The organism is Erythrobacter sp. NE805 (assembly GCF_046452355.1).
In the GTDB taxonomy this organism is placed as follows: domain Bacteria; phylum Pseudomonadota; class Alphaproteobacteria; order Sphingomonadales; family Sphingomonadaceae; genus Erythrobacter.
Map to the genome: position 1 here is coordinate 413527 of NZ_JBKFDI010000002.1, position 22489 is coordinate 436015.

General features: G+C 70.4%; 22 protein-coding genes. 9 read left to right on the plus strand and 13 right to left on the minus strand.

Going from position 1 to position 22489, the window contains the following annotated elements:
* The 3 genes from ACLBKU_RS09950 to ACLBKU_RS09960 all read right to left on the minus strand — a co-directional run bounded on the left by ACLBKU_RS09950 (window position 1) and on the right by ACLBKU_RS09960 (window position 3604).
* Complete coding sequence (locus ACLBKU_RS09950) at window positions 1–642, minus strand: XrtA/PEP-CTERM system exopolysaccharide export protein (RefSeq protein ID WP_410179394.1); 642 nt, start codon at window positions 640–642, stop codon at window positions 1–3.
* A gap of 200 nt (window positions 643–842) precedes the next feature.
* On the minus strand, window positions 843–2069 hold the full coding sequence (locus tag ACLBKU_RS09955) for a pyridoxal-dependent decarboxylase, exosortase A system-associated (protein ID WP_410179395.1): 1227 nt from the start codon (window positions 2067–2069) through the stop codon (window positions 843–845).
* A complete protein-coding gene (locus ACLBKU_RS09960) occupies window positions 2066–3604 on the minus strand; it encodes an acyl-CoA ligase (AMP-forming), exosortase A system-associated (RefSeq protein ID WP_410179396.1) in 1539 nt (512 codons plus the stop codon). Before ACLBKU_RS09960 ends, ACLBKU_RS09955 begins: the two co-directional genes overlap by 4 nt.
* A 20-nt stretch (window positions 3605–3624) precedes the next feature.
* Here ACLBKU_RS09960 and ACLBKU_RS09965 point away from each other — a divergent pair, with 20 nt between their 5' ends.
* From ACLBKU_RS09965 to ACLBKU_RS09980, 4 genes are all read left to right on the plus strand, one after another.
* On the plus strand, window positions 3625–4590 hold the full coding sequence (locus ACLBKU_RS09965) for a GNAT family N-acetyltransferase (RefSeq protein ID WP_410179397.1): 966 nt from the start codon (window positions 3625–3627) through the stop codon (window positions 4588–4590).
* Between the two features lie 118 nt (window positions 4591–4708).
* Window positions 4709–4987, plus strand: coding sequence for an acyl carrier protein (locus tag ACLBKU_RS09970; protein ID WP_410179664.1), 279 nt, complete (start codon window positions 4709–4711; stop codon window positions 4985–4987).
* A gap of 40 nt (window positions 4988–5027) precedes the next feature.
* Window positions 5028–5708 (plus strand): hypothetical protein, encoded by a 681-nt coding sequence (locus tag ACLBKU_RS09975; protein ID WP_410179398.1) that lies wholly within the window; start codon window positions 5028–5030, stop codon window positions 5706–5708.
* Window positions 5705–6484 carry a hydrolase 1, exosortase A system-associated gene (locus tag ACLBKU_RS09980; RefSeq protein ID WP_410179399.1) on the plus strand — a complete coding sequence of 260 codons (780 nt, stop codon included), beginning with the start codon at window positions 5705–5707 and terminating at the stop codon, window positions 6482–6484. Before ACLBKU_RS09975 ends, ACLBKU_RS09980 begins: the two co-directional genes overlap by 4 nt.
* On the opposite strand, the gene ACLBKU_RS09985 is transcribed toward ACLBKU_RS09980, so the two are convergent.
* From ACLBKU_RS09985 to ACLBKU_RS10015, 7 genes are all read right to left on the minus strand, one after another.
* The gene (locus tag ACLBKU_RS09985) at window positions 6481–7683 is read right to left on the minus strand and encodes a class I SAM-dependent RNA methyltransferase (RefSeq protein WP_410179400.1); all 1203 of its coding nucleotides are present in this window, start codon (window positions 7681–7683) and stop codon (window positions 6481–6483) included. The two genes, ACLBKU_RS09980 and ACLBKU_RS09985, sit on opposite strands and share 4 nt — an antisense overlap.
* Window positions 7680–9071, minus strand: a complete 1392-nt coding sequence (locus ACLBKU_RS09990) for an NAD(P)H-hydrate epimerase (protein ID WP_410179401.1) — start codon at window positions 9069–9071, stop codon at window positions 7680–7682. The genes ACLBKU_RS09985 and ACLBKU_RS09990 overlap by 4 nt, the downstream gene beginning before the upstream one ends.
* Window positions 9068–9379 (minus strand): hypothetical protein, encoded by a 312-nt coding sequence (locus ACLBKU_RS09995; protein ID WP_410179402.1) that lies wholly within the window; start codon window positions 9377–9379, stop codon window positions 9068–9070. Before ACLBKU_RS09995 ends, ACLBKU_RS09990 begins: the two co-directional genes overlap by 4 nt.
* 16 nt (window positions 9380–9395) lie before the next feature.
* Window positions 9396–11117 carry a dihydroxy-acid dehydratase gene (gene ilvD / locus ACLBKU_RS10000; protein WP_410179403.1) on the minus strand — a complete coding sequence of 574 codons (1722 nt, stop codon included), beginning with the start codon at window positions 11115–11117 and terminating at the stop codon, window positions 9396–9398.
* Window positions 11118–11158: 41 nt separating this feature from the next.
* Window positions 11159–11875: an N-formylglutamate amidohydrolase gene (locus tag ACLBKU_RS10005; protein ID WP_410179404.1), complete on the minus strand. Its 717-nt coding sequence runs from the start codon at window positions 11873–11875 to the stop codon at window positions 11159–11161.
* 113 nt (window positions 11876–11988) lie between these two features.
* Window positions 11989–12792, minus strand: coding sequence for a 4-(cytidine 5'-diphospho)-2-C-methyl-D-erythritol kinase (locus ACLBKU_RS10010; RefSeq protein WP_410179405.1), 804 nt, complete (start codon window positions 12790–12792; stop codon window positions 11989–11991).
* A gap of 269 nt (window positions 12793–13061) precedes the next feature.
* A complete protein-coding gene (locus ACLBKU_RS10015; protein ID WP_410179406.1) occupies window positions 13062–14708 on the minus strand; it encodes an electron transfer flavoprotein-ubiquinone oxidoreductase in 1647 nt (548 codons plus the stop codon).
* 126 nt (window positions 14709–14834) lie between these two features.
* On the opposite strand from ACLBKU_RS10015, the gene ACLBKU_RS10020 reads away from it, so the two are divergent.
* The 5 genes from ACLBKU_RS10020 to ACLBKU_RS10040 all read left to right on the plus strand — a co-directional run bounded on the left by ACLBKU_RS10020 (window position 14835) and on the right by ACLBKU_RS10040 (window position 19716).
* The gene (locus ACLBKU_RS10020; RefSeq protein WP_410179407.1) at window positions 14835–15632 is read left to right on the plus strand and encodes a hypothetical protein; all 798 of its coding nucleotides are present in this window, start codon (window positions 14835–14837) and stop codon (window positions 15630–15632) included.
* A gap of 23 nt (window positions 15633–15655) precedes the next feature.
* Window positions 15656–17398 carry a transglycosylase SLT domain-containing protein gene (locus tag ACLBKU_RS10025; RefSeq protein WP_410179408.1) on the plus strand — a complete coding sequence of 581 codons (1743 nt, stop codon included), beginning with the start codon at window positions 15656–15658 and terminating at the stop codon, window positions 17396–17398.
* Entirely contained in the window at window positions 17398–17928 is a 531-nt protein-coding gene (gene moaB / locus ACLBKU_RS10030) for a molybdenum cofactor biosynthesis protein B (RefSeq protein ID WP_410179409.1), read from the plus strand. Before ACLBKU_RS10025 ends, moaB begins: the two co-directional genes overlap by 1 nt.
* Window positions 17929–18060: 132 nt before the next feature.
* A complete protein-coding gene (locus tag ACLBKU_RS10035; RefSeq protein ID WP_410179410.1) occupies window positions 18061–19146 on the plus strand; it encodes a PA0069 family radical SAM protein in 1086 nt (361 codons plus the stop codon).
* Between the two features lie 36 nt (window positions 19147–19182).
* The gene (locus tag ACLBKU_RS10040; protein ID WP_410179411.1) at window positions 19183–19716 is read left to right on the plus strand and encodes a YbjN domain-containing protein; all 534 of its coding nucleotides are present in this window, start codon (window positions 19183–19185) and stop codon (window positions 19714–19716) included.
* Window positions 19717–19722: 6 nt separating this feature from the next.
* Here ACLBKU_RS10040 and ACLBKU_RS10045 read toward each other — a convergent pair whose 3' ends face one another.
* From ACLBKU_RS10045 to ACLBKU_RS10055, 3 genes are read right to left on the minus strand one after another with little or no spacing between them, the layout of a single operon-like run.
* Window positions 19723–20160 (minus strand): DUF1330 domain-containing protein, encoded by a 438-nt coding sequence (locus ACLBKU_RS10045; RefSeq protein WP_410179412.1) that lies wholly within the window; start codon window positions 20158–20160, stop codon window positions 19723–19725.
* On the minus strand, window positions 20157–20675 hold the full coding sequence (locus tag ACLBKU_RS10050; protein ID WP_410179413.1) for an N-acetyltransferase family protein: 519 nt from the start codon (window positions 20673–20675) through the stop codon (window positions 20157–20159). Before ACLBKU_RS10050 ends, ACLBKU_RS10045 begins: the two co-directional genes overlap by 4 nt.
* Window positions 20668–22275: a long-chain fatty acid--CoA ligase gene (locus tag ACLBKU_RS10055; RefSeq protein ID WP_410179414.1), complete on the minus strand. Its 1608-nt coding sequence runs from the start codon at window positions 22273–22275 to the stop codon at window positions 20668–20670. The genes ACLBKU_RS10050 and ACLBKU_RS10055 overlap by 8 nt, the downstream gene beginning before the upstream one ends.
* Window positions 22276–22489: the final 214 nt, after the last annotated feature.

Below are 22489 nucleotides of genomic sequence, written 5' to 3' on the forward strand. Positions count from 1 at the left end.
TCAGAACCGGCTCTCGGGAATGATGATCGTGTCGCCGGGCTTGAGCATGACGTTGGCGCTCGAATCGCCCTTGCGGATCAGGTCCGAAAGGCGCAGCCGGTATTCGACCTGGGTGCCGGTGGCATGGTCGAGCCGGATCAGCTTCGCCCGGTTGCCCGCCGCGAACTCGCCGAGCCCGCCGACCGCGATCATCGCGTCGAGCGCCGTCATGTTGGCGCGGAACGGCAGCGAGGCGGGCTGCGGGGTTGCGCCGATGATCCGCACCTGCTGGGTGAAGTTGCCCTCGGGCGTGTTGACGATCACCGAGACGATCGGCTGCTCGATGTACTTGGAGAGCTCCTTGGCGATGTAGTCCTGGAGCTGGGTCGCGGTCTTGCCGACCGCCGGGATGTCCTGCACCAGCGGGATGGTCAGGCGCCCGTCGGGGCGCACGCGGACCTTCTCGGCGGAGAGTTCGGGGTTGCGCCAGACGTGGATGGTGATCTCGTCCAATGGCCCGATGGTGTATTCCTCGGACGGGGCGATGCTGCCGTCGCCGTAGCTCGCCGGGGGAAGCTGGGTGCCGCCCCCCGCGCAGGCCGCGAGCAGCCCGGCAAGGAGCGCGACAGCCGCGAGGCGCAGGCCGGACAGGTGGTGGAGCATGTGCGTATCGATCCTTGGCCAATAAGGGGCTCCCCGCAGCCGTGCAGGAGCGACCTGCACCACGAGACGCGCCCGGATATCGGGTGTCTTGTGGCCTCAATTGGTGAACATTGCGTTAGTGATACAGCGCCCAATGCGGCCCCATCCCGCATCGGGACAGCGCCGCGCTGAGGCTTAAAGGACGCGGTTAACGCGCTGGACTATACGAGGATTTCGGCCGCCGGGCCGTGGCCGAGGAAGGCGCTGGGCGAGGCGGTCGCGCCATAGGCCCCGGCGCAGAACACCGCGACCAGATCGCCGACCTCGGCGCGCGGCATCAGGGCATTGTCGGCGAGCCGGTCGAGCGGGGTGCACAGGCAGCCGACGATGTTGACCTCCTCCTCGCCTTGCGCGCCGTAACGCGTTGCGATCGCGGAAGGATAGTTGCGCCTGACGACGGTGCCGAAGTTCCCCGAGGCGGCGAGCTGGTGGTGCAGCCCGCCATCGGTGACGAGAAAGGTGGTGCCGTGGCTCTCCTTGCGGTCGATCACCCGGCACAGATACACCCCCGCCTCGCCGACGAGGTAGCGGCCGAGCTCCATGCACAGCTCGGTCCCGGCCAGCACCTCCGGCAGGTCCGCGACCCGTTCCGCCAGCGCCGCGCCGACCTTCGCGAGGTCGACCGGGGTGTCGCCGGGGAAGTAGGGGATGCCGAGCCCCCCGCCCATGTTGAGCTTCGGCAGGGGGCCGCCGATCGCCTCGGCAAGCTCCGTCGCGAGGTTTAGCACATTGGCCTGCGCCTCGATGATCGCCTCGGCCGAGAGCGTCTGGCTGCCGGTGAAAATGTGGAGGCCCCGCCACTCCGCCCCATGCGCGATCAGGTGACGGGCGAGCGCCGGCACCCGCTCGGCATCGACGCCGAATTGCTTGGGTCCGCCGCCCATCTTCATCCCCGAACCGGTCATCGCGAAGGAGGGGTTGACCCGCACGGCAATGCGCGGGGCGATCCCGAGCCGCTCCCCGATGGCGAGCGCCCGCGCTCCCTCGCCCTCGCTCTCGCAATTGAGCGTCACCCCTGCGGCGATGGCGGCCTCGAGTTCCGCGTCGCGCTTGCCCGGGCCGGCGAAGGAGATGCGGCCTGCGTCGATCCCCGCCGCCTCGCACAGCCGCAATTCCCCCGCCGAGGCGATGTCGAAACCGTCGACGAGGGGCGCCATGTGGGCGATCACCGCGGGGTGCGGGTTGGCCTTCACCGCATAGTTCACCCCCACCCGCGCCGGGAGCGCCGCGCGCAGCTCGGCCATGCGGGCGTCGAGGTGCGCGCGGGAGTACACGAACAGCGGCGTCCCCCCCGCCTCGGCGACCAGCGCGCGCGCGGTGCGCCCGCCGATGGCGAGTTCGCCGTCGACGGTCGCGTATCCGGAAGGGATCGGCCCGACAGGCTTCATGCGCCGTATTCCTCCGTCAACTGCGCCTGCAAGGCGGTGCGGTCGATCTTGCCGTTGGGGTTCAAGGGCAGCGCCGCGCGCCAGTGGATATGCTGGGGCTGCATGAAATTGGGAAGGTCAGCCTTGAGCCTTTTCGCCAGCGCTTCCGCATGGCCCGCGTCCCCTCGCACCACGAGATGCACCGCCTGCCCGAGGCGCGGGTGCGGGACGCCGAGCGCCACGGCCTCGACCGCGAGGCCGGAGGCGAGCGCCGCCTCCTCGATCTCCTGCGGGGAAATGCGGTTGCCCGCGCTCTTGATCATCGCGTCGCGCCGCCCGGCGAAGTAGAGCAGCCCGTCCGTCTCGCGCCTGACACGGTCGCCCGACCATACCGCCGTGCCCCCATACCGGGACGCGGCGGGCGCGGGGCGGAAGCGCTCGGCGGTGCGCTCGGGGTCCTGCCAATAGCCCTGCGCGACCAGCGGCCCGCAGTGGACGAGCTCGCCTTCCGCGCCATCCGCCGCGACCGCGCCCGCCTCGTCGATGACGAGAACCTCTGCGAAGGGTATCGCCTTACCCATTGAAGTCGGATGCGAATCCACCAGCGCCGGATCGAGATAGGTTGAACGAAAAGCCTCGGTGAGGCCGTACATCGGGAAGAGCCGCGCCGCGGGGAACAGGCCCCTGAGCGAGCGCACCAGCTCCACCGTCAGCGCCCCGCCGCTGTTGGTCAGGCGCCTCAGCGGACCGCGCGCTTCCGCGGGCCATTCGACCTCGGTGAGCTGCACCCACAGGGGCGGCACCGCGGCGAGCGTCGTCACGCCGTGCGCCGCGCAGGCCTTCGCCACGTCCTTCGGGAAGAGGAAATCGAGCGGCACCACGCTCCCGCCCGCGAGCCAGGTGGAGAGCAACTGGTTCTGCCCGTAGTCGAAGCTCAAGGGCAGCACCGCGAGGGTCACGTCGTCCTCGGCGAGCCCCAGGTAATGCGCGACGCTCACCGCGCCGAGCCACATGTTGGCATGGCTCAGCATCACCCCCTTGGGCCGCCCGGTCGAGCCGCTGGTGTAGAGGATCGCCGCCAGCGCCCCCGGATCGGCCGCCGAGGGCCCGAGCGCCACCCCCGCCTCGCGCGCCGCCGCCAGCGCCTCGCCCTCCCCGAGCACCGCGCAACCTTCCGGCACATCGCCCGGCTCCAGCGCGGCGAGCCGCGAGGGCGTCCCCAGCAAGAGCCGCGCGCCGCTGTCGGCGAGGATATGCGCCACCTGCGCGCGCTTGAGCAGCGGGTTGACGGGAACGTGCACCAACCCGGCCCGCGCCGCGGCGAGCGGCATCAGGCAGGTGAGCTCGCCCTTCGCCGCCCAGCTCGCCACCCGCGCGCCGCGCTCGGGCACGCGGGCCGCCAGCCACCCGGCGAGCAGGGCAACACGCTCCCTTAACGTATTGTGGTTAAGCGTGCCCTCGCGAAGCACCAGCGCCGGGCGCTCCCCATGCCCCGCCGGCCCCGCCAGTTCGGCGAGGTGGTCGAGCGGACGGGGGAGCGGATCGGGCGACGGCATCGAGGATATGGACCTGGCAAGTGATCGAAGCGCGGTATCACGACAGCGTTAACGTCTTGCAAGCCCTGACGGGCTCGGCGGCGCGCGCGCCCTTCGACCGGGCGGAGTGGTATGCCCTGCTCGCCGACACCGGCCTCGTCCCGCTGATCGCGCTCGCCGAGGATGCGGGCGCGGTCGCGGCGCTTGCCCTCACCGAGAAGGCTGGGCGAATCACGCCGCTTCGCAACTGGTACAGCTTCACCTGGCGCGAGCTCGCCCCGGCAGGAGCGCAGGGCGACCGCCTGCTCACGGCCATCGCCCGGCAGCTCCGGCAGCGCGGGTGGCGGGTGACGCTCGAGCCCGTCCCCGGCGAGGACGGTTCGGCCGAGCGCCTCGCCCGCGCCTTCCGCGCGGCGGGGTGGGCGGTCGCCATCGAACCCTGCGACATCAATCACGTGCTCCCCGTAAGCGGCCGGAGTTTCGCGGAATACTGGGCGGGCCGCCCGGGTGCCTTGCGCTCGACGCTGAAGCGCAAGGGCGGGAAGGTCGAATGCGAAGTGCTCACCCGCTTCGATCCGCAGGCCTGGGCCGAATACGAGGCGATCTACGCCGCGAGCTGGAAGCCCGCCGAGGACTTCCCGGCGATGCTGCGCGCCTTCGCCGAAGCCGAGGGGGCGGCGGGCAGGCTCAGGCTCGGGATCGCGCGGGCGGACGGGCGGGCGGTCGCCGCGCAGTGCTGGACCGTCGAGAATTCAATCGCCTATATCCACAAGCTCGCGCATCTTGAGAGCCATCGCCAGCTCTCGGCGGGCACCACGCTCTCCGCCGCGCTGTTCGCCCACGTGATCGACGTCGACCGGGTAAGCCTCGTCGACTTCGGCACCGGCGACCAGAGCTACAAGGCCGACTGGATGGAGGCGGTGCGCCCGCGCTACCGCATCGACTGTCTCGATCCGGCCTCCCCGCGCGGCTGGCCCGCCCTCGCCCGGCGCGCGCTGCGGCGCTAGGCCATGGCCGCGCCCTGCCCCCGTGCGGAGTGCTTGCGCTGCCCCGCCCGCATGGCTAAGCCCCGCCGCCACGGCGACAACAGGGATATTTCGAGGGCCGATGACCATCATGCCGAACATGGGCGATGCCGCCGGCGAGGCCGCGCTCGACCGCGAACTCAAGGGCTTGATCGCCGACGTGCTGGGGCTCGCCCCGGAGCAGGCGGCGGCCTTCGGTCCGGAATCGGGGCTGTTCGGCCACCTGCCGGAGCTGGATTCGATGGCGGTCGCGGGTCTCCTGACCGAGATGGAGGACCGCCTCGGCATCGTCATCGAGGACGACGAGGTCGATGGCGAAATGCTCGAGACCTATGGGGCCCTGCTAGCCTTCGCGAAGTCGAAGCTAGCCCCCCGCTAGACCCCCTCCAGACCCCCTCCAGCCCCCTCCAGAGGGTGCCATGAATCTGTGTTTCACGTGGAACATTCCCGATGGCGGGGAGGAGCTGTGCGTCGGCTTCGACCATGGCCGGGCGGTGCGGTTGCTCGTCCTGCCCGCCTGGTTCGACGAGGCGAACAAGCTGCGGCGCTTCACGGTGGAGGTGATGCGGCGGCTCGACGCGGCGGGGATCGACAGCCTGCTGCCCGATCTGCCGGGGTGCAACGAGAGCTTGGTTCCCCTTCGCGATCAGACACTTGCCGGATGGCGCGCGGCGGCCGAAGCGGCAGCGCAGGCGCTCGGCGCGACCCACGTGCTCGCGATCCGCGCCGGGGCGCTGCTGGCGCCCGAGGGGCTGCCGGGGTGGCATTATGCCGCGCAGGGCGGCCCGGCGCTGCTGCGCGCCATGCTCCGCGCCCGCACCATCGCCGCGCGCGAGGCAGGAAAAGCCGAGACTTCCGAGGCACTTGCAACGCTCGGCCGGAACGAGGGCCTGGTCCTCGCCGGCTGGCACCTCGGGGCGGCGATGGTCGCGGCGCTCGAGACCGCCGAGCCGGTGCTCGCCCCCGGCCAGTCCGCGATCCCCCAAAGCGCGCTTCGAGCGCCCGGCCTGTGGCTGCGCGCGGAGCCCGGCGAGGACCCCGCGCAGGCCGACCGCCTCGCCGCGCTCATCGCCGAAAACCTCGCGGACTCAGCACGATGAGCCGCCATTCGCTGACCTTTCCCTGCGGCAGCCTGAGCCTTGCGGGCACGCTCGACACCGCGCCGGGCACCACCGGGCTGCTGATCGTCAGCGGCGGCAACGAGGTTCGCGCCGGGGCCTTCGGCGGGCAGGCCGCACTCGCCGCCCGGATCGCCGCCGCGGGCTTCCCGGTGTTCCGCTTCGACCGCCGCGGGGTCGGCGACAGCGAGGGGGAGAACCGCGGATTCCGCCATTCCGCGAAGGACTTGAGCGCGGCGCTCGACGCCTTCCGGGCGATCGCGCCGCAGGTCGCCTGCGTGGTCGGCTTCGGCAATTGCGACGCCGCCTCGGCGCTGATGCTGACCCGCGGCGCGGGGTGCGACGCGCTGGTGCTGTCGAACCCCTGGACCATCGAAGAGGATGACGCCGGCGCCACCCCGCCCCCCGCGGCGATCCGCGCGCGCTATGCCGAGAAGCTCGCAAACCCACGCGAAATCATGCGCTTGGCGAGCGGCGGGGTGAACCTCGGCAAGCTCGCGCGGGGCCTCGTCCAGGCGCTGCGGCCAAGCCCGCCGCCCTCGAGCCTCGCGCAGGCAATGGCCGCGGGGCTGGCAGGCTTCCCCGGCGCGGTGCGGATCCTCCTCGCGACCGCCGACCGCACCGCGCAGGTCTTCGAACAGGCGTGGGACAAGGGCGACCCACGGATTCGCCGCTGCGAGGGCGGGACCCATGCCTATGTCGCGCCCGAACACCGCGCCTGGCTCGAGGCGCAACTGCTTGAGATCCTGCGCGCCTAGCGCTCGAACAGGCTCACCAGCTCGACATGGGTCGACCAGCGGAACTGGCCCACGGCACGCAGCTTCGCGAGACCGAATCCGGCCTCGGCGAGCACCGCCGCGTCGCGCGCCCAGCTCGAGGGGTTGCAGCTGACATAGACCACCCGCGAGAGGGTGCTCCGCGCGATTCCAGCGACTTGCGCGCGCGCGCCGGCCCGCGGCGGGTCGAGCAGCACGGCATCGAAGCGGTTGAGCTCCTCGGGCTGGAGGGGCGAGCGGAACAGATCGCGGTGGAGCGCCAGCACCTGTCCCCCGGCCCTCGTCCCCGCGGCCTTGCAGGCGAGATGCGCCGCGCGCTCGGCCTCGACGGCGAGCACCTTGCGGCCCTCTCTCAGCCCGAAGGCGAAGGTCCCGAGCCCGGCGAAGAGGTCCGCCACCACCCGCGCGCCCGCCAACCAGTCGGCGGCGTCGGCGGCCATCCGCGCCTCGGCGTCGCGGGTCGCCTGGAGGAAGGCGCCGGGGGGGAGGCCGACCGGCACCCCGCCGAGCGTGACCGTCACCGGCTCGGGCTCCCAGACGGTCTCGGGACCATAGCCCTGGTCGACAGTGAGCCGTGCAAGCCCCTGATCGCGCGCGAAGTCCAGCGCCGCCTCGGTCGGCCCCAGCCCCTCGAGCGGGAAGTGCGAGAAGTTCGCCTCGACCCCCTGGTCGGCGAGCGTCAGGTCGATGCCGACCATCGCCTTGGGACCGTATGCGGCAACGAAGCTCCGCAAGGGGCCGATCAGCGCGGCGAGCGCGGGCGCGAGCACCGTGCACTCGGCAAGGTCGACGATGCGGTGCGACCCGCCCTCGCGGTAGCCGAGCACCGCGCCCTTCGCGGTGCGCAAGCCATGGAGTCCCGCGCGGCGGCGGGTGTGCGGCGGCGAGAGGTGGACGGGGAGCACCGCGCCCGCCTCGAGCCCCTGCCCGCGCGCGGCGAAGACCACGCGGCCCGTCACGAAGTCGGCGAGCGCCGCCTCGTCGGCGTGCTGGAGCTGGCACCCGCCACAGACCCCGAAATGGCGGCAGGGGGGCGCGACATGGTGCGCACCGGGGGTGATGGCGCCGTTCGCGTCGACAAGATCGCCGGGCACCGCCCCCGCGACGTGGCGGCCGGAGGCGGTCACGCCGTCGCCCTTGGCGGCGAGGCGGATGACGGGTTCGAGGTCGGGAGCGGTCACAGCGCCGCCGCTAGCGCCTCCTGCACCCTCCCGGCAAGCTGTGATGGCGTGAAAGCGGGGCCTGCGCGCCGCGCCGCCTCGCCGTGGAGCCACAGCGCCTCGCAGGCGGCGGTAACGGGATCGGCCCCCGCCGCCATGCGGCTCGCGGCGATCCCGGCGAGGACGTCGCCCGTCCCCGCGACCGAAAGCCAGCTCGGCGCCGGGATGCCGAGCGCGAGACGGCCGTCGGACGCGGCGATAAGCGAGTCGGGCCCCTTGGCGAGCACCACCATGCCGCTCGCCCGCGCGAGGGCGAGCGCGCGCTCGCGGCGGGTCTCGCCGGTAACGGCGAAGCTGCGGCACAAGGCCTCGAGCTCGCCGTCGTGCGGGGTGGCGAGGATCGGGATCTCGCGGGTGAGCATCGCGGGAGCAAGGAGCACCAGCGCGTCGGCGTCGAGCACGAGCGCGGGGGCCTGGGCCAGCGCTGCCGCAAGCCTCGTGCGGGCGAAATCGTCGCGCCCCAGCCCCGGACCGACCAGCACCGCGGCGATGCGGCTGTCGGCGAGCGCCTCGGCGGGGGGCGCGGTCTCGGTGACGATGTCGGGCGGGGTGCGCGGGTCGGGCAGGGAAGCGAGGAGCTTCACGTAGCCCGCTCCCGCGGCTTGCGCGGCGGCGCCGGCGAGGAGGCTCGCGCCAGGCATCGCGCCCGCAAGGATCGCAAGGAGGCCGCGGCGGTACTTGTGGCTGTCGGCGGCCGGCGGGGCGATCCGCGGCCGCGCGGCGAGCCGCGCCGCGCCTGCGACCTCCGCGATGCCGATGGGGACGAGCCGCAGCTGCCCCATCATGGCGCGGCCGGGCAGGCTCCAATGCGCGAACTTCCACGCGCCGAGCGCCAGCGTCAGGTCGAACCGCGGCAGGCCGTCATTCAGCACCGCGCCGCTGTCGGTGGCGATGCCGGAGGGCAGGTCGATGGCGATCCGGATGCGATGGCGGGCGGCGAGGTCGCCGAGCAGCGCAGCGTGGGCGTCCGACAAGGGCCGAGTGAGGCCCGAGCCGAACAGGCAGTCGACGAAGACGTCGCCCGCGGCGCCCTCGCCCATCGCGGCGACCGCCCCGGCCCAGCGGCGGCGTGCCTCCTGCGCGGCCGCAGTGGCAGGCGCGAGCGGGGCGATCACGGTGACGGCATTGCCCGCCTCGCGCAGCCGCCGAGCGATGACGTAGCCGTCGCCGCCATTGTTGCCGGGGCCGCACAGAACCGTGACCGCACGCCCGGCAGCGACGCGGCGGATCCACTCGGCGGCACCCCCCGCGGCGGTTTCCATCAGGTCGATCACCGGCAGCCCCGCATCGAATAGCGCCTGCTCGGCGGCGCGCATCTGCTGGGCGGTGAGGACCTGGTCGGGGCTCACGAGGCCGGGCTTGCCGCGGGCTCGCGCGGGATGCGGTAGCGGTCGGCGCCGAGGGCGAACTGGATCACGCCCTGCCCCTGTTCGAGCACCAGCGGCTCGGCCCCGTCGAGAGGGGCGAGCGTGCCGGTGGCGGGGTCGAAGGTCAGCCGCCGGAAGCCGCCGTCGGGGTGGTGGATGACGATCTCGCGCGTCCCCGCGACCCGTTCCAGGGTGCAGGCCTCGGCGAAATCGGACCCCGCACCGATCGCGCAGGCGATGGTCTCGCCCGGCGGCGGGGGGCTCTCGGCCCCGCAAGCTGCAAGGAGCACGAGCGCCGCGAGCGCGCTAGATATCCGCAAAGACATGGGTTTCCGCCTTCGCGCCGGGATGGGTGATCGCCCCGTAGCGGGCCTTGCCGACGACTTGGCTGTAGCGCCACAGCGCGCCCGACTGGTAGTCGTTGGTGCGCGGCTGCCACTTGGCGCGGCGTTCGGCGAGCATATCTTCGGCCACTTCGAGGTCGATGGTCCCCGCAACTGCATCGATGGCAATGACGTCGCCGTCCTCGACCAGCGCGATGGGGCCGCCATCAGCGGCTTCGGGGCCGACATGGCCGATGCAGAAGCCGCGCGTCGCGCCCGAGAAGCGCCCGTCGGTGATCAGCGCGACCTTCTCGCCCATCCCCTGCCCGTAGAGCGCCGCGGTGGTCGAGAGCATCTCGCGCATCCCGGGGCCGCCGCGGGGGCCTTCATAGCGGATGACGATCACGCAACCCTCGGCAATGTCGCGGCTTTCGACGGCGGCGAAGGCATCCTCCTCGCAATCGAACACCCGCGCGGGGCCGGAGAACTGGAGGCGCGCCATCCCGGCGACCTTCACGATCGCCCCGTCGGGGGCGAGCGAGCCCTTGAGGCCGACCACGCCGCCGGTCGGGGTGATCGGGGTCTTCACGTCATAGAACACCTTCTGGTCGGGGTTCCAGGTGATTTCCTCGAGGTTCTCGCCGATGGTCTTGCCGGTGACGGTGATCGGATTGGGGTCGATGAACCCGCCGTCGAGCAGGGTCTTCATCGCCATGTAGACCCCGCCTGCCTCGTGCATGTCCTTGGCGACATACTTCCCGCCGGGCTTCAGGTCCGCGATGTAAGGCGTTGATTTGAAGACTTCGGCGACGTCGAAAAGGTCGAAGTCGATGCCGCATTCGCTGGCCATGGCGGGGAGGTGGAGCGCGGCGTTGGTCGAGCCTCCGGTCGCGGCGACAACGCGCGCGGCGTTCATGAAGGCCTCGCGGGTACAGATGTCGCGCGGGCGCAGATTTCGGGCGACGAGCTCCATGACCTGCTTGCCCGCGGCGACTGCAATATCGTCACGCGACCTGTAAGGAGCGGGCGCCATGTTGCTGTTCGGCAGGCTGAGGCCAATCGCTTCGCCGACGCAGGCCATGGTGTTGGCGGTGAACTGGCCGCCGCAGGCGCCGTGGCCGGGGCAGGCGACCTTTTCGAGCGCGATCAGCTCGGTCAGCGGGCAATTGCCGGCGGCGAACTGGCCGACCGCCTCGAAGACGTCGACCACGGTCACGTCGTTGCCGCGGTGCGTGCCGGGGAGGATCGAGCCGCCATAGACGAAGATCGAGGGGACGTTCAGCCGCAGCATCGCCATCATCATGCCCGGCAGGCTCTTGTCGCAGCCCGCAAAGCCGACAAGCGCGTCATAACAATGGCCTCGGACCGAAACCTCGATCGAATCCGCGATGATCTCGCGGCTGATCAGCGAGGACTTCATGCCCTGGTGGCCCATCGCGATGCCGTCGGTGACGGTGATGGTGTTGAACCGCCGCGGGGTGCCGCCGCCCGCGATCACGCCCTCGCGGCAGATGTCGGCCTGGGCGTTCAAGGTGGTGTTGCACGGTGCCGAGTCGTTGCCTGCGCTGACCACGCCGACGAAGGGCCGGGCGATGTCCTCCTCGGTCATGCCCATCGCGTAGTAGTAGGAGCGGTGCGGCGCGCGCTCCGGGCCGACCGAGACGTGGCGGCTGGGGAGCTTCGACTTGTCAAAGGTGTGAGACATAAGATTTCCCGATCCAGCGGTTTCGCGAAACGCCCCTGCCTTCAGGCGAGCGCCGACGCAACCCTTTGCGCGATCCGCGCCAACAGCGCGGCCCAGCGGGCGTCGCTCCCGGGTGTGGCGACGAGGTCCTGGCGCAGCTCGATGCCGAGATAGGCGCGGCCCTCGCCTTCCGCGTGGCGGTTCATGGTGTAGTTGAGATCGCGCCCCGAATAGGGGAGGTTGTCGCCGACATTCAGCCCCTCGGCGGCGAGCAGGGGGATCGCGATGCGGGCGGCGCGGTCGTCGGCGTTGTAGAGCACCCCGACCTCCCACGGCCGCGCCGCGTCCGAGGTTGCGAGCCGCGGGGTGAAGGAGTGGAGCGAGAGGATCAGCGCCGGCTGCGCTGTCGCCAGCCAATTCGCGAGGGCGGTGTGGTAGGGGCGGTGGAAGCGGTTCAGCCGCGCCTCGCGGTCGGCGCCGATGTTGCCGGGGATGGGGTGGCCGTCGCTCGCTTCGGGGACGAGCCCTGGGGCCTCCTCCTCGCGGTTGAGGTCGCACACGAGGCGGCTGACGGCGGCGATATGTGCGGGGATGGCGTGTTCCTGTGCCAGAAGGTCGGCGATCGCCTCGGTGCCGATATCGAGTGCGATGTGTTCGTGCATCAGGCGCTCGGGGATGCCGAGGGTGATGTCGGCAGGCACGGCGTTGGAGGCATGGTCGGCGACAAGCACGATGCCGCCGGGGGCAGGCGTGCCGAGTTGGCGGTAGACTTCGCTCATGAACCCAAACCCCGTTCGTGCTGAGCTTGTCGAAGCACTGTACTTACTCTTTGACCTAGCTTGAAAAGAAAAGCGGCCCATCGACAAGCTCAGGGCGAACGGTGGGTGGGTAGCTAACGCAACCGCCCTGCCATCGCCCACCACTCCCTTGGCATCGCCGCCGCCGCCGCATCGCGGGCCTCGGGCGTGTCGTAGAGCGCAAAACAGGTTGCGCCCGAGCCGGACATGCGGGCGAGCGACGGGTTGGTCTTGCGGAGAGCCTTCAGCACCTCGGCGATCTCGGGGCAGAGCGAGATCGCGGGAGCTTCGAGGTCGTTGCGCCCTTCCCGCGCGATCCGGCTGGCGGGGCCCTGGGGCAGGGCACCCCTGTCCTCGCCGTCCCACGCCTTGAACACCGGCCCGGTGGAAAGCGGCACGCGCGGATTGACCAGCAGGACGGGGGTTCCGGCGAGGTCGTCCTCCACCTCAAGCTGCTCGGTGCCGGTGCCGAGGCCGATATGGGTGCGGCTGAGGACGCAGGCGGGCACATCCGCGCCGAGTTTTGCGGCGCGCGCCTGCCAGTCCTCCGGCAGGCCGTGGAGCGCCTTGACGATCCGGAACACCGCCCCCGCATCCGCCGACCCGCCGCCGAGGCCCGCTGCTATCGGCAAGTTCTTCTCCAGCGTCACCGCGAGGCCCAGGGGGCGCGGGAGAGCGTTCAGCGCGCGGGCGACGAGGTTGTCGAGAGGGTTGTCGAGCCCGCCCGCGAACTCGCCCAGCGTGGTGACGCTGTCCTGCGCGGCGGGCGTCGCCGTCAGCACATCGCCCGCATCGACGAAGGCGAACAGGGTTTCGAGCGCGTGATACCCGTCCTCCCGCCGCCTGCGGACATGCAGCGCGAGGTTGATCTTGGCGTAGGCGGTATCGGTGAGGGTCAACGAACCAGCCGCCTAAGCAACTGGACGACAAGCAAGCATAGACCGACCGACACCAGCGAATAAACGGTCCATACCCACCAGCCTCCGATCAGGGCCCCGTCTCCACCATCCTTGTACCACGGTATGAGGAACAGGAACGAGCTTCCCTGAAGGAAGACGAGCGTGAGCGCGAAGGAAGTCAGCACACCTCCTCGGCCCCACCGATATATCAGGAGCGAATTCACGGCGAGGATCGCAGAAGCGGCAAGCCACCAGTCCACGCGCGAACCTCACATATTCGGATAGTTCGGCCCGCCGCCGCCTTCGGGCGTCACCCAGGTGATGTTCTGGTTGGGATCCTTGATGTCGCAGGTCTTGCAGTGGACGCAGTTCTGCGAGTTGATCTGGAAGCGCGGCTCGCCGTTGGCGTCGGTCAGCCATTCGTAGACCCCCGCCGGGCAGTACCGCGCCGAGGGGCCGCCGAAGACGCCGAGCTCGCTCACCTTCTGGAGTTCCAGATCCTTCACCTTGAGGTGGCAGGGCTGGTCCTCGGCGTGGTTGGTGTAGCTGTAGGCGACGTTGGTGAGGCGGTCGAAGGTGATGACGCCGTCGGGCTTGGGGTAGTCGATCTTGGGATAGAGATCGGCGCGGCCGGTCATCTGGTAGTCGCGGTGGTGCTTCATGCTGATCGGCAGGCCGATCTTGAGCGTGCGCATCCACATGTCGATCCCGGCAACGAGCGTGCCGATATCGCCGCCGAACTTGGCGACGGCGGGCTCGGCGTTCTGGACAACCTTCAGCTCGGCCGCGATCCAGCTCGAGCGCACGGCGGCGTCATAGTCGGCAAGCTCGGTCTTTTCCGCGCCCGACGCAATAGCCGCGGCGATGCTCTCGGCCGCCAGCATCCCGCTCTTCATCGCGGTGTGGCTGCCCTTGATGCGCGGCACGTTGACGAAGCCAGCTGCACAGCCGATCAGCGCCCCGCCGGGGAAGGCGAGCTTCGGCACGCTCTGCCAGCCGCCCTCGTTGATCGCGCGCGCGCCGTAGCTGACGCGCTTGCCGCCCTCGAGATATTCGCGGATCGCCGGGTGCTGCTTCCAGCGCTGGAATTCCTGATAGGGCGAGACCCACGGGTTCTTGTAGTCGAGCGCGGTGACGAAGCCCAAGGCGACCTGACCGTTCGCCTGGTGGTAGAGGAAGCCCCCGCCCCAGCTGTCGCTCTCCGACAGAGGCCAGCCCTGCGTGTGGATCACCCGGCCCGGCTTGTGCTTCCTGGGATCGATGTCCCACAGCTCCTTGATCCCGAGGCCATAGACCTGCGGCTGGCAGTTCGCCTCGAGGTCGAAGCGCGCCTTCATGAGCTTGGTGAGGTTCCCGCGCGCGCCCTCTGCGAAGAGGGTATACTTGGCGTGGATCTCCATGCCGGGCTGGTAGTCGGGCTTGTGCGAGCCATCCGCCGCCACGCCCATGTCCTGCGTGATGACGCCGGCGACGCGGCCCTCTTCGTCGAACATCACTTCGGCCGCCGGGAAGCCGGGGAAGACCATCACGCCGAGCCCCTCGGCCTGTTCGGCGAGCCAGCGGGTGAGGTTGCCGAGCGAGCCGGTGTAGCAGCCGTCATTGCTCATCAGCGGGGGCATGATCGCGTGGGGGATCGAGGACTTGCCGGTCTTCGAGAGCACCCAGTGCCAGTTGTCGGTCACCGGGGTCTCGGCCATCGGGCAGCCCATCGTCCGCCACTCGGGGAGCAGCTCGTCGAGGGCCCTGGGATCGACCACCGCGCCCGACAGGATGTGCGCGCCGATCTCGGAACCCTTCTCGAGGACGATCACCTCGAGCCCGTCGTTGATCTGCTTGAGCCTGATCGCCGCCGCGAGCCCCGCCGGACCGCCGCCGACGATCACGACGTCGCAGGGCATTGATTCACGTTCGCTCATCGCGCTTTTCCTGATCCTTGTTGGTTTTTGCCGCGCGAGCCGCACAGCCTGGCGATATGCCTTGCCCGCTCACTTGCTAACCGGGGCAGGGACAGTCAAGAGCCGCTTTGGATAGATGACCCCCCGATGAGCCGCCTTGATCTCACCCTCGCGCGCGAATTCGAGGCGGCGCTTGCCTGGTGGCAGGCAGCCGGGGTGGACTGCGACTTCAACGATGACGCTACGGCGTGGTTGGCAGAAGCGCCGCTCGATGCCCCGATGGGCCAGCCGCAGCCCCGTTCAGGACAGGCCCAGACGGCGCCCCGTCCGGGAGAGCCCCAGCCCCGCCGCGCCGCCACGCCATCGGCCCTGCAAGCCGAACCCGCCGCCGCGCCGCGCCCGAACCTCCTCGGCGATTCGCCCCCGGCCGACCTTGCCGCTTTCCGCCGCTTCTGGATGGAGGCCCCCGGCCTCGCCCCGGCGACCGGCTTCCCCCGCGTGCCGCCGCGCGGGGATGCCGGCGCGGCGCTGATGGTGCTCGTCCCCCAGCCCGAGGCGGAGGACGCAGAGCGGCTCCTCTCCGGCCCGCAGGGGCGCCTGCTGGGCGCGATCCTCGCCGCGATGGGCCTCGGCGAGGGCGAGGTCTACATCGCCGCCGCGCTCCCCTGCCACACCCCGATGGCCGACCTCGCAGCGCTCGCCGCGGGCGGGCTCGATGCGGTCACCGCGCATCACGTGAGCCTCGCGCGCCCGCAGCGCCTCGTCGCCTTCGGCACCGGACTTGCATCCCTGCTCGGCACACCGGATGATGCTTTACGCGAAATCAACCAGAGCATGCGCAATACCCCTGTTCTCGTCGGCGAGACGCTCGACGCGATGATGCACATGGCGCCGCTCAAGGCCCGGTTCTGGCGGAGATGGATGGAATGGTCGCCCACGGTTTGACGGTCCGCGCGAAGCGAAAGGGGATGATGCTCGCAGGCGCCGTGCTCGCCGGCCTCGCCCTGCCCGCCGCCGCGCGCGCCGAGACGATCGATCTGGTCGCGCGCTGGAACGGCGCGACCCCGAGCGACCGCGCGCTGGGCGCCGTGCTCAAGGCGGACGAGCGCGACCTCTACCGCCAGCTCTTCGCCGCAATCGACGCGAAGCAATGGGAGACGGTCGAGCGCCTTCTCGCCCAGAGGCCCGATGGCGTGCTGACCCAGCTCGCCCGCGCCGAATACTACACCCATGCCGAGAGCCCCAAGGTCGCGCCCGAGCGGATCGCCGAGTGGTTCGGCGCCGGGGTCGAGCTGCCGCAGGCCGAACAGCTCGCGCGGATGGGCGCCAAGCGCGGCCTCTCCGCGCTGCCCGTCCTGCCGCGCGAGCAGGCCTTCGCCCGCCAGCCCTATGCGCCCAAGCGCATCCTGCCGCGCCCGGTCAATGACGGTACCATGCCGCCCGAGGCCGCGAGCGCGATCCTCGCCGCGATCAAGGCCGACAATCCGGTCGAGGCGCAGCGCCTGCTCGCCGAGGCCGATCCCCTGCTCTCCAGCGACGCCCGCGCCGAGTGGCGCCAGCGGGTCGCGTGGAGCTACTACATCGAGAACAACGACAACGCCGCGCTCGAACTCGCGCGCACCGTCGCGGAAGGCACGGGCGAGTGGGTCGCCGAGGGCGCGTGGGTCGAGGGGCTGGCGGCGTGGCGGCTGGGCTATTGCGCGCTCGCCGGGGAGGCCTTCGGGCGGGTCGCGGGCCGCGCCTCGAATGTCGAGCTGGTCGCCGCCGGGCACTACTGGGCCGCGCGCGCCGCGGTCCGCTGCCGCGAGCCGGGGCAGGCGCAGCAGCACCTCGCCGCCGCGGCGCGGATGGACGAGACGCTCTACGGGATGCTCGCCGCCGACCAGCTCGGCATCGAGCTGCCCGCCCATGCCCCGCCCCAGCCGCTCGGCAAGGACGACTGGAACCAGCTCGCCGGGCGCAGCAATGTCCGCGTCGCGGTGGCGCTGATGGAGATCGGGCGGCCGACGCTGGCCGACGAGGTGCTGCGCCAGGAAGCGCGCATCGGCCCGGCCCAGCAATACGGCGCGCTCGCCCGCCTCGCGCGCGAGCTGGGCCTGCCCGCCACGCAGCTGTTCATGGCGCACAACGCGCCCTACGGCATGGCGAGCGACCCGTCCCTGCGCTTCCCGCTCGCCTATTGGCAGCCGGTCGGCGGCTGGCAGGTCGATCCCGCGCTCGCCTTCGCCCATGCGCTCCAGGAGAGCGCCTTCCGCGCCAATGCGGTGAGCCCCGCCAATGCGCGCGGGCTGATGCAGATCATGCCGGCCGCCGCCAGGGATCATTCGGGGCGCCTCAACCTCGGAATGAGCTACGAGGACCTCTCCGACCCGCAGGTCAACCTCGCCTATGGCCAGCGCCACCTCGCGATGCTGCGCGACAGCCCGGCGACCGGCGGGACGCTGCCCAAGATCATGGCCGCCTACAATGCCGGGCTCGTGCCCGTCGCGCGCTGGAACGCCGAGATCAACGACCAGGGCGATCCGCTCCTGTGGATGGAGTCCATTCCCTATTGGGAGACGCGCGGCTATGTCGCGATCGTGATGCGGAACTACTGGATGTACGAGCGCGCCGCGGGCGTCGCCTCGCCGAGCCGCCGGGCGCTCGCACAGGGCCGCTGGCCCGAGTTCCCGCGCGCCGTCTCCACCCGTTCGGCGAGCCTCGAGCGCTGATGGCGATCGACACGAGCCGGCCCTTCAAGCCGATCGCCATCGCTGTCCTCACCGTCTCGGACACCCGCACGCCCGAGACCGACACCTCGGGCGATATCCTCGCGGGGCGGGTCGAAGCCGCCGGGCACGTGCTGGCGGCACGGGCCATCGTGAAGGACGACGCCGCGCTGCTCGCCGCGCAGTTCGAGGCGTGGATCGACGATCCGAGCGTCGATGCGGTGGTCAGCACCGGCGGCACCGGCCTCACCGGGCGCGACGTGACTCCCGAAGCCCTCGCGAGGATCGCAGGCGCGCGCGAGATCCCCGGCTTCGGCGAGCTGTTCCGCTGGCTCTCTTTCAAGAGCATCGGCACCAGCACCGTCCAGTCGCGCGCGATGGCCGTGGTGGCGCGCGGGACCTACATCTTCGCGCTCCCGGGCTCGAACGGGGCGGTCAAGGACGGCTGGGACGGGATCCTCGCCGAGCAGCTCGACAGCCGCAACCGCCCCTGCAACTTCGTCGAACTGATGCCGCGGCTGAAAGAGGTCTGACGCCTGCCCGCGCCAGCTCGGCGCGAAACCGCGTTTAGCGCGCGCTAGACCCCATCCAGACCCCCCTTACACCCCCTCCACACCCCGCCCCGAACAGCGTTTTCGCTTGGCGCGCGCGGTTTTGTTCCCTAAATGTTTCACGTGAAACATTCCCCGGTCAAAGGTCGCGGCGCGCAATCGGGGGCGGTCCCCACCCGCTTCGGGCTGGCGACACGCGCCCTCGACGGCGACTGGCGGGACTATGTCGAGAGCCTCGACGGCCCCCCGGTGAAGCTGCGCACCACCGTCACCGAGGAGCGGGCGAAGTCGATCCTCACCTTCAACCAGTCACCCGACGTGCCCTTCGACCGCTCGGTCAATGCCTACCGCGGCTGCGAGCACGGCTGCATCTACTGCTTCGCCCGGCCGACCCACGCCTATCACGATCTCTCCCCCGGGCTGGACTTCGAGACGAAGCTCTTCGCCAAGCCCGACGCGGCCCGTCTGCTGCGTTCGACACTGGCGAAAAAGGGCTACGATCCCAAGCCCATAGCGCTCGGGACCAACACCGACCCCTACCAGCCGATCGAGCGCGACTACCGGCTCACGCGGGCGGTCCTCGAGGTTTGTCTCGAGACCCGCCACCCGGTCACCATCACCACCAAGTCCGACCGCGTGCTTGTCGATGCCGACCTCCTTGCCGAAATGGCGCGCGAGAAGCTGGTGGCGGTCGCGATCTCGGTCACGACCCTCGATCCGGGGCTCTCCGCGAAGCTCGAACCGCGCTGCGCCGCGCCCGTCAAGCGTCTGGCGGCGCTGGAGAAACTGGTGAAGTTCGGGGTGCCGGTGCACTGCTCGATCTCGCCGATCATCCCGGCGATCACCGACGAGTTCCTCGAGAGCATCGTCGCCCGCGTCGGCGCAATCGGGGTCCCCAGCGTCGGCTGGATCCCGCTGCGCCTCCCCCACGAGGTCGCCCCGCTGTTCCGCGAGTGGCTTGCGGTCCACTTCCCCGAGCGCGCGGGCAAGGTGATGGGGATCGTGCGCGAAATGCGCGGCGGGCGGGACAACGATCCCAACTTCCACAGCCGCTTCAACCCGCAAGGCGTGTGGGCCGACCTGATCCGCGCGCGCTTCCGGGTGGCGTGCCGCAAGGCAGGGATCGCGAAGGCGCGCTTCGATCTCGATGCCTCGCGCTTCCGCCCGCCGCGAAGCGATGGCCAACTCGCGCTGCTGTGATAAGGAGGAGTCGGGCATCGACAGAGGGGACATCACTTGCGCTCGACCAGACTCGCCGCCGCCGCGGCCATCGCCATGCTCGCACTCGGCTCCGCCGCCGGGGCGCAGAACAAGGGCGCGCTCCAGAAGTTCACCCGCGCCGATTTCGAGCGCGCCCTGACCGAGGCCGGGGCGACCATCAAGACCCCCGAGGAGCCGAGCGAGCACATCGACTTCACCTTCGAGGACGGGGTGATCGCCGACGGCTTGCTGCTCGCCTGCGAGGACGAAGCGACCCAGAAGAACTGCCTCGGCTCCTCGCTCCTCGCGACCTTCAGCCCGCAGGACGGCGCCACCCCCGAGCAGATCCAGGACGCGATCAACACCTACAATTACCGCGAGAATTTCGGCCGCGCCTATCTCGATCCCGAGGGCACGATCTCGGTCAGGATGTACATCATCGCCGATGGCGGCATCACCCGCGAGAACTACGCGCGCCAGATCGGGCTGTGGTTCAACTCGGTGCTCGACTTCTTCGGCTACCTCTACACCGACGAAGAGGCCTCCGCAGAAGACACGAAGGCCTCCTGAGCCCGCTCAGCCGAAGGCATCGCCCGCCTCGCCCGGGGCAAAGCGCACGAGGCGGCTGTCGACCAGTGCGGCGGTGCGGTTGACCACCGCCTGCTGGTAGTCGGGGTCCTTGAGCATCGCGAAGAAGGCCCCGGCGTTCGGGTATTGCGCGATGAAGCCGTCATGCCAGCGCTCGCCCCCGGGGCCGGTGACCATCGTCTCGAACCGCCCGCGCCACAGGATCGTGCCGCCGACCCGCTGGAAGATCGGCCCCGAGGTGCGACCGTATTCCTGGTAGGCGCGCCTCCCGCTCCAGCCCTTGCCGGCGTGCTCGTGACCCTCGGGATATTCCGCGAGGTCGCGGTAGAGCAGCAGGTTGAGCATATTGATCGGCGTGTCGCGGGCTAAGTCCTTGAAGGCCTGGAAGTTCGCCGGCGAGGGGTCGATATAGGTTTCGCAGGTCATGGGTCGTCCCTTCCGAGGGTGAGGTCGCATTGCATGTAGACCGTGTCGAGCACCCGACCGAACTTGTGTCCGACGCGGGCAAGGCGCCCGGCATGGGCGAACCCGCACTTGGCGTGGAGCGCCACCGAGGCGGGCTCGCCGCCGCCGACCACCGCGATCATCTGCTCGAACCCGGCGGTGCGCGCCGCGGTGATCAGCGCGGCGAGCAGCACCGTCCCGATCCCTTGCCCGCGCGCTTCGTGGGCGATGTAAATGCTGTCCTCGCAGGTCCGCGCATAGGCCGCCCGGTCGCGGAAGCGCGCGGCATAGGCATAGCCGAGCACCGCGCCCTCACCTTCGGCGACGAGGAACGGCCAGCCTTTCGCGGCGAAGTCGGCGATCTTGCCCGCCCACGCCGCGGCCTTGGGAGCCTCGATGTCGAAGGTCCCGGTGCCGTTCGCGACGTGCCAGGCATAGATCGCGGCGATGGCCTGCGCATCGTCTGCAGACGCAGGCCGGATCGCGCAGTCAGCCAAGCCGGTAATCCGCGAAACGGTCGCGCAGGTCCTTCTTGCTGATCTTGCCGGTGGCGGTGTGCGGGATGTCGTCGACGAATTCGACCGCGTCGGGGAGCCACCACTTGGCGATCTGTGGCTTGAGGTGCTCGAGGATGTCGTCCGAGCAGCACTCCGCACCCGGCTTCTTCACCACGAACAGCACCGGGCGCTCGTCCCACTTGGGGTGCGGAATGCCGATGCACGCCGCCTCGGCGACGGCCGGGTGCCCGCAGGCGGCGTTCTCAAGCTCGACCGAGCTGATCCACTCGCCGCCCGACTTGATCACGTCCTTGGTGCGGTCGGTGAGCTGGAGCGTGCCGTCGGGGTGGAGGATGCCGACGTCGCCGGTGTCGAACCAGCCTTCGTTGTTGGTCGCGTCGGTCTCGGCCTTGAAATAGCGGCGGATCACCCAAGGCCCACGGATCTGGAGCGCACCGGAGGTCTTGCCGTCGCGCGGCAGCTCGGTGGTCATGTCGGCAAGGTCGACGGTGCGCAGCTGCACGCCGAAAATCGGGCGGCCCTGCATCGCGACCTTCTCGACCTTCTCCTCGAGGGTGAGGCGGTCCCAGTCCCAGGTCGGCCCGCCGACCGTGCCGATCGGCGAGGTCTCGGTCATGCCCCAGGCGTGCTGGACGCGGGTGCCGTTCCTGAGCAGCCGCTCGATCATGAATTTTGGCGCGGCGGAGCCCCCGATCGTTGCCGCTTTCAGCGGCGGCAGATCGAGGCCGTTGGCGTCGCAATATTGGAAATGCGCGAGCCACACCGTCGGCACGCCCGCGGAATCGGTCACGCCCTCGCGGATCATCAGATCGTGCAGCACGGCCGGGTCGTTGACCGCCGAGAAGACGAACTTGATCCCCGCCATCGCGCCCGCATAGGGCAGGCCCCAGCTCGCCGCGTGGAACATCGGCACCACCGGGAGCATCACCGAGGCGCTCGAGAAGTTGAAGGCGGCCGGCTGCAAGCCGGCCATCGCGTGCATCACCGTCGAGCGGTGCTCGTACTGCACGCCCTTGGGATTGCCGGTGGTGCCGGAGGTGTAGCAGATCATGCAGGGGTCGGTCTCGGCGCCGGTCACCCACTCGAAGTTGCCGTCCTCGGCGGCGATCCAGTCCTCGAAGGCCGGCGCGTGCTCGCCGGAATCGTAGCAGATGTAGTGCTCGACAGTCGGCCAGCGGCTCTTCATGCGATCGACGATCGGCTGGAAGGCCGCGTCGTAGCACAGCACCCGGTCCTCGGCGTGGTTGACGATGTATTCGAGCTGGTCGTCGAACAGGCGCGGGTTCACGGTGTGGAGCACCCCGCCCATCCCGGCGACGCCGTACCAGCTGACGAGGTGGCGCGCGTGGTTCATCGCGAGGCTCGCGACCTTGTCGCCGGGCTTCAGCCCGAGCCGCTGGAGCGCCTGCGCCATCTTGAGCGCATCGCGGCGGATCCCGGCCCAGTCGGTGCGAGTCTCGCTCCCGTCCGCCCAGCGGCTGACGATCTCGCGCGTCGGCGCCTCGCGCGCGGCATGATCGATTACCGCGGTCACCCGCATCGTCCAGTCCTGCATCGCCCCGAGCCGTGCCGTCGCCATTGTCCGCTCTCTCTCCGTTGTGTTCCGTTGGTCCCCGGCCGCCCTCGGCCGGGGCGGCTCGGAAAGCTTCATGCCTTCGCCTGCAGGCCTTGGCAATCGCTTCGCCCAATCATCGGCACGACCCGTCGATGCGCGATGAAACATTTCTTATCGCGCGGGGCTTTCCTTCCACCGCCGGTTGAACAGCCAGGTCGCGAGACCCGGTCAGGGGCTC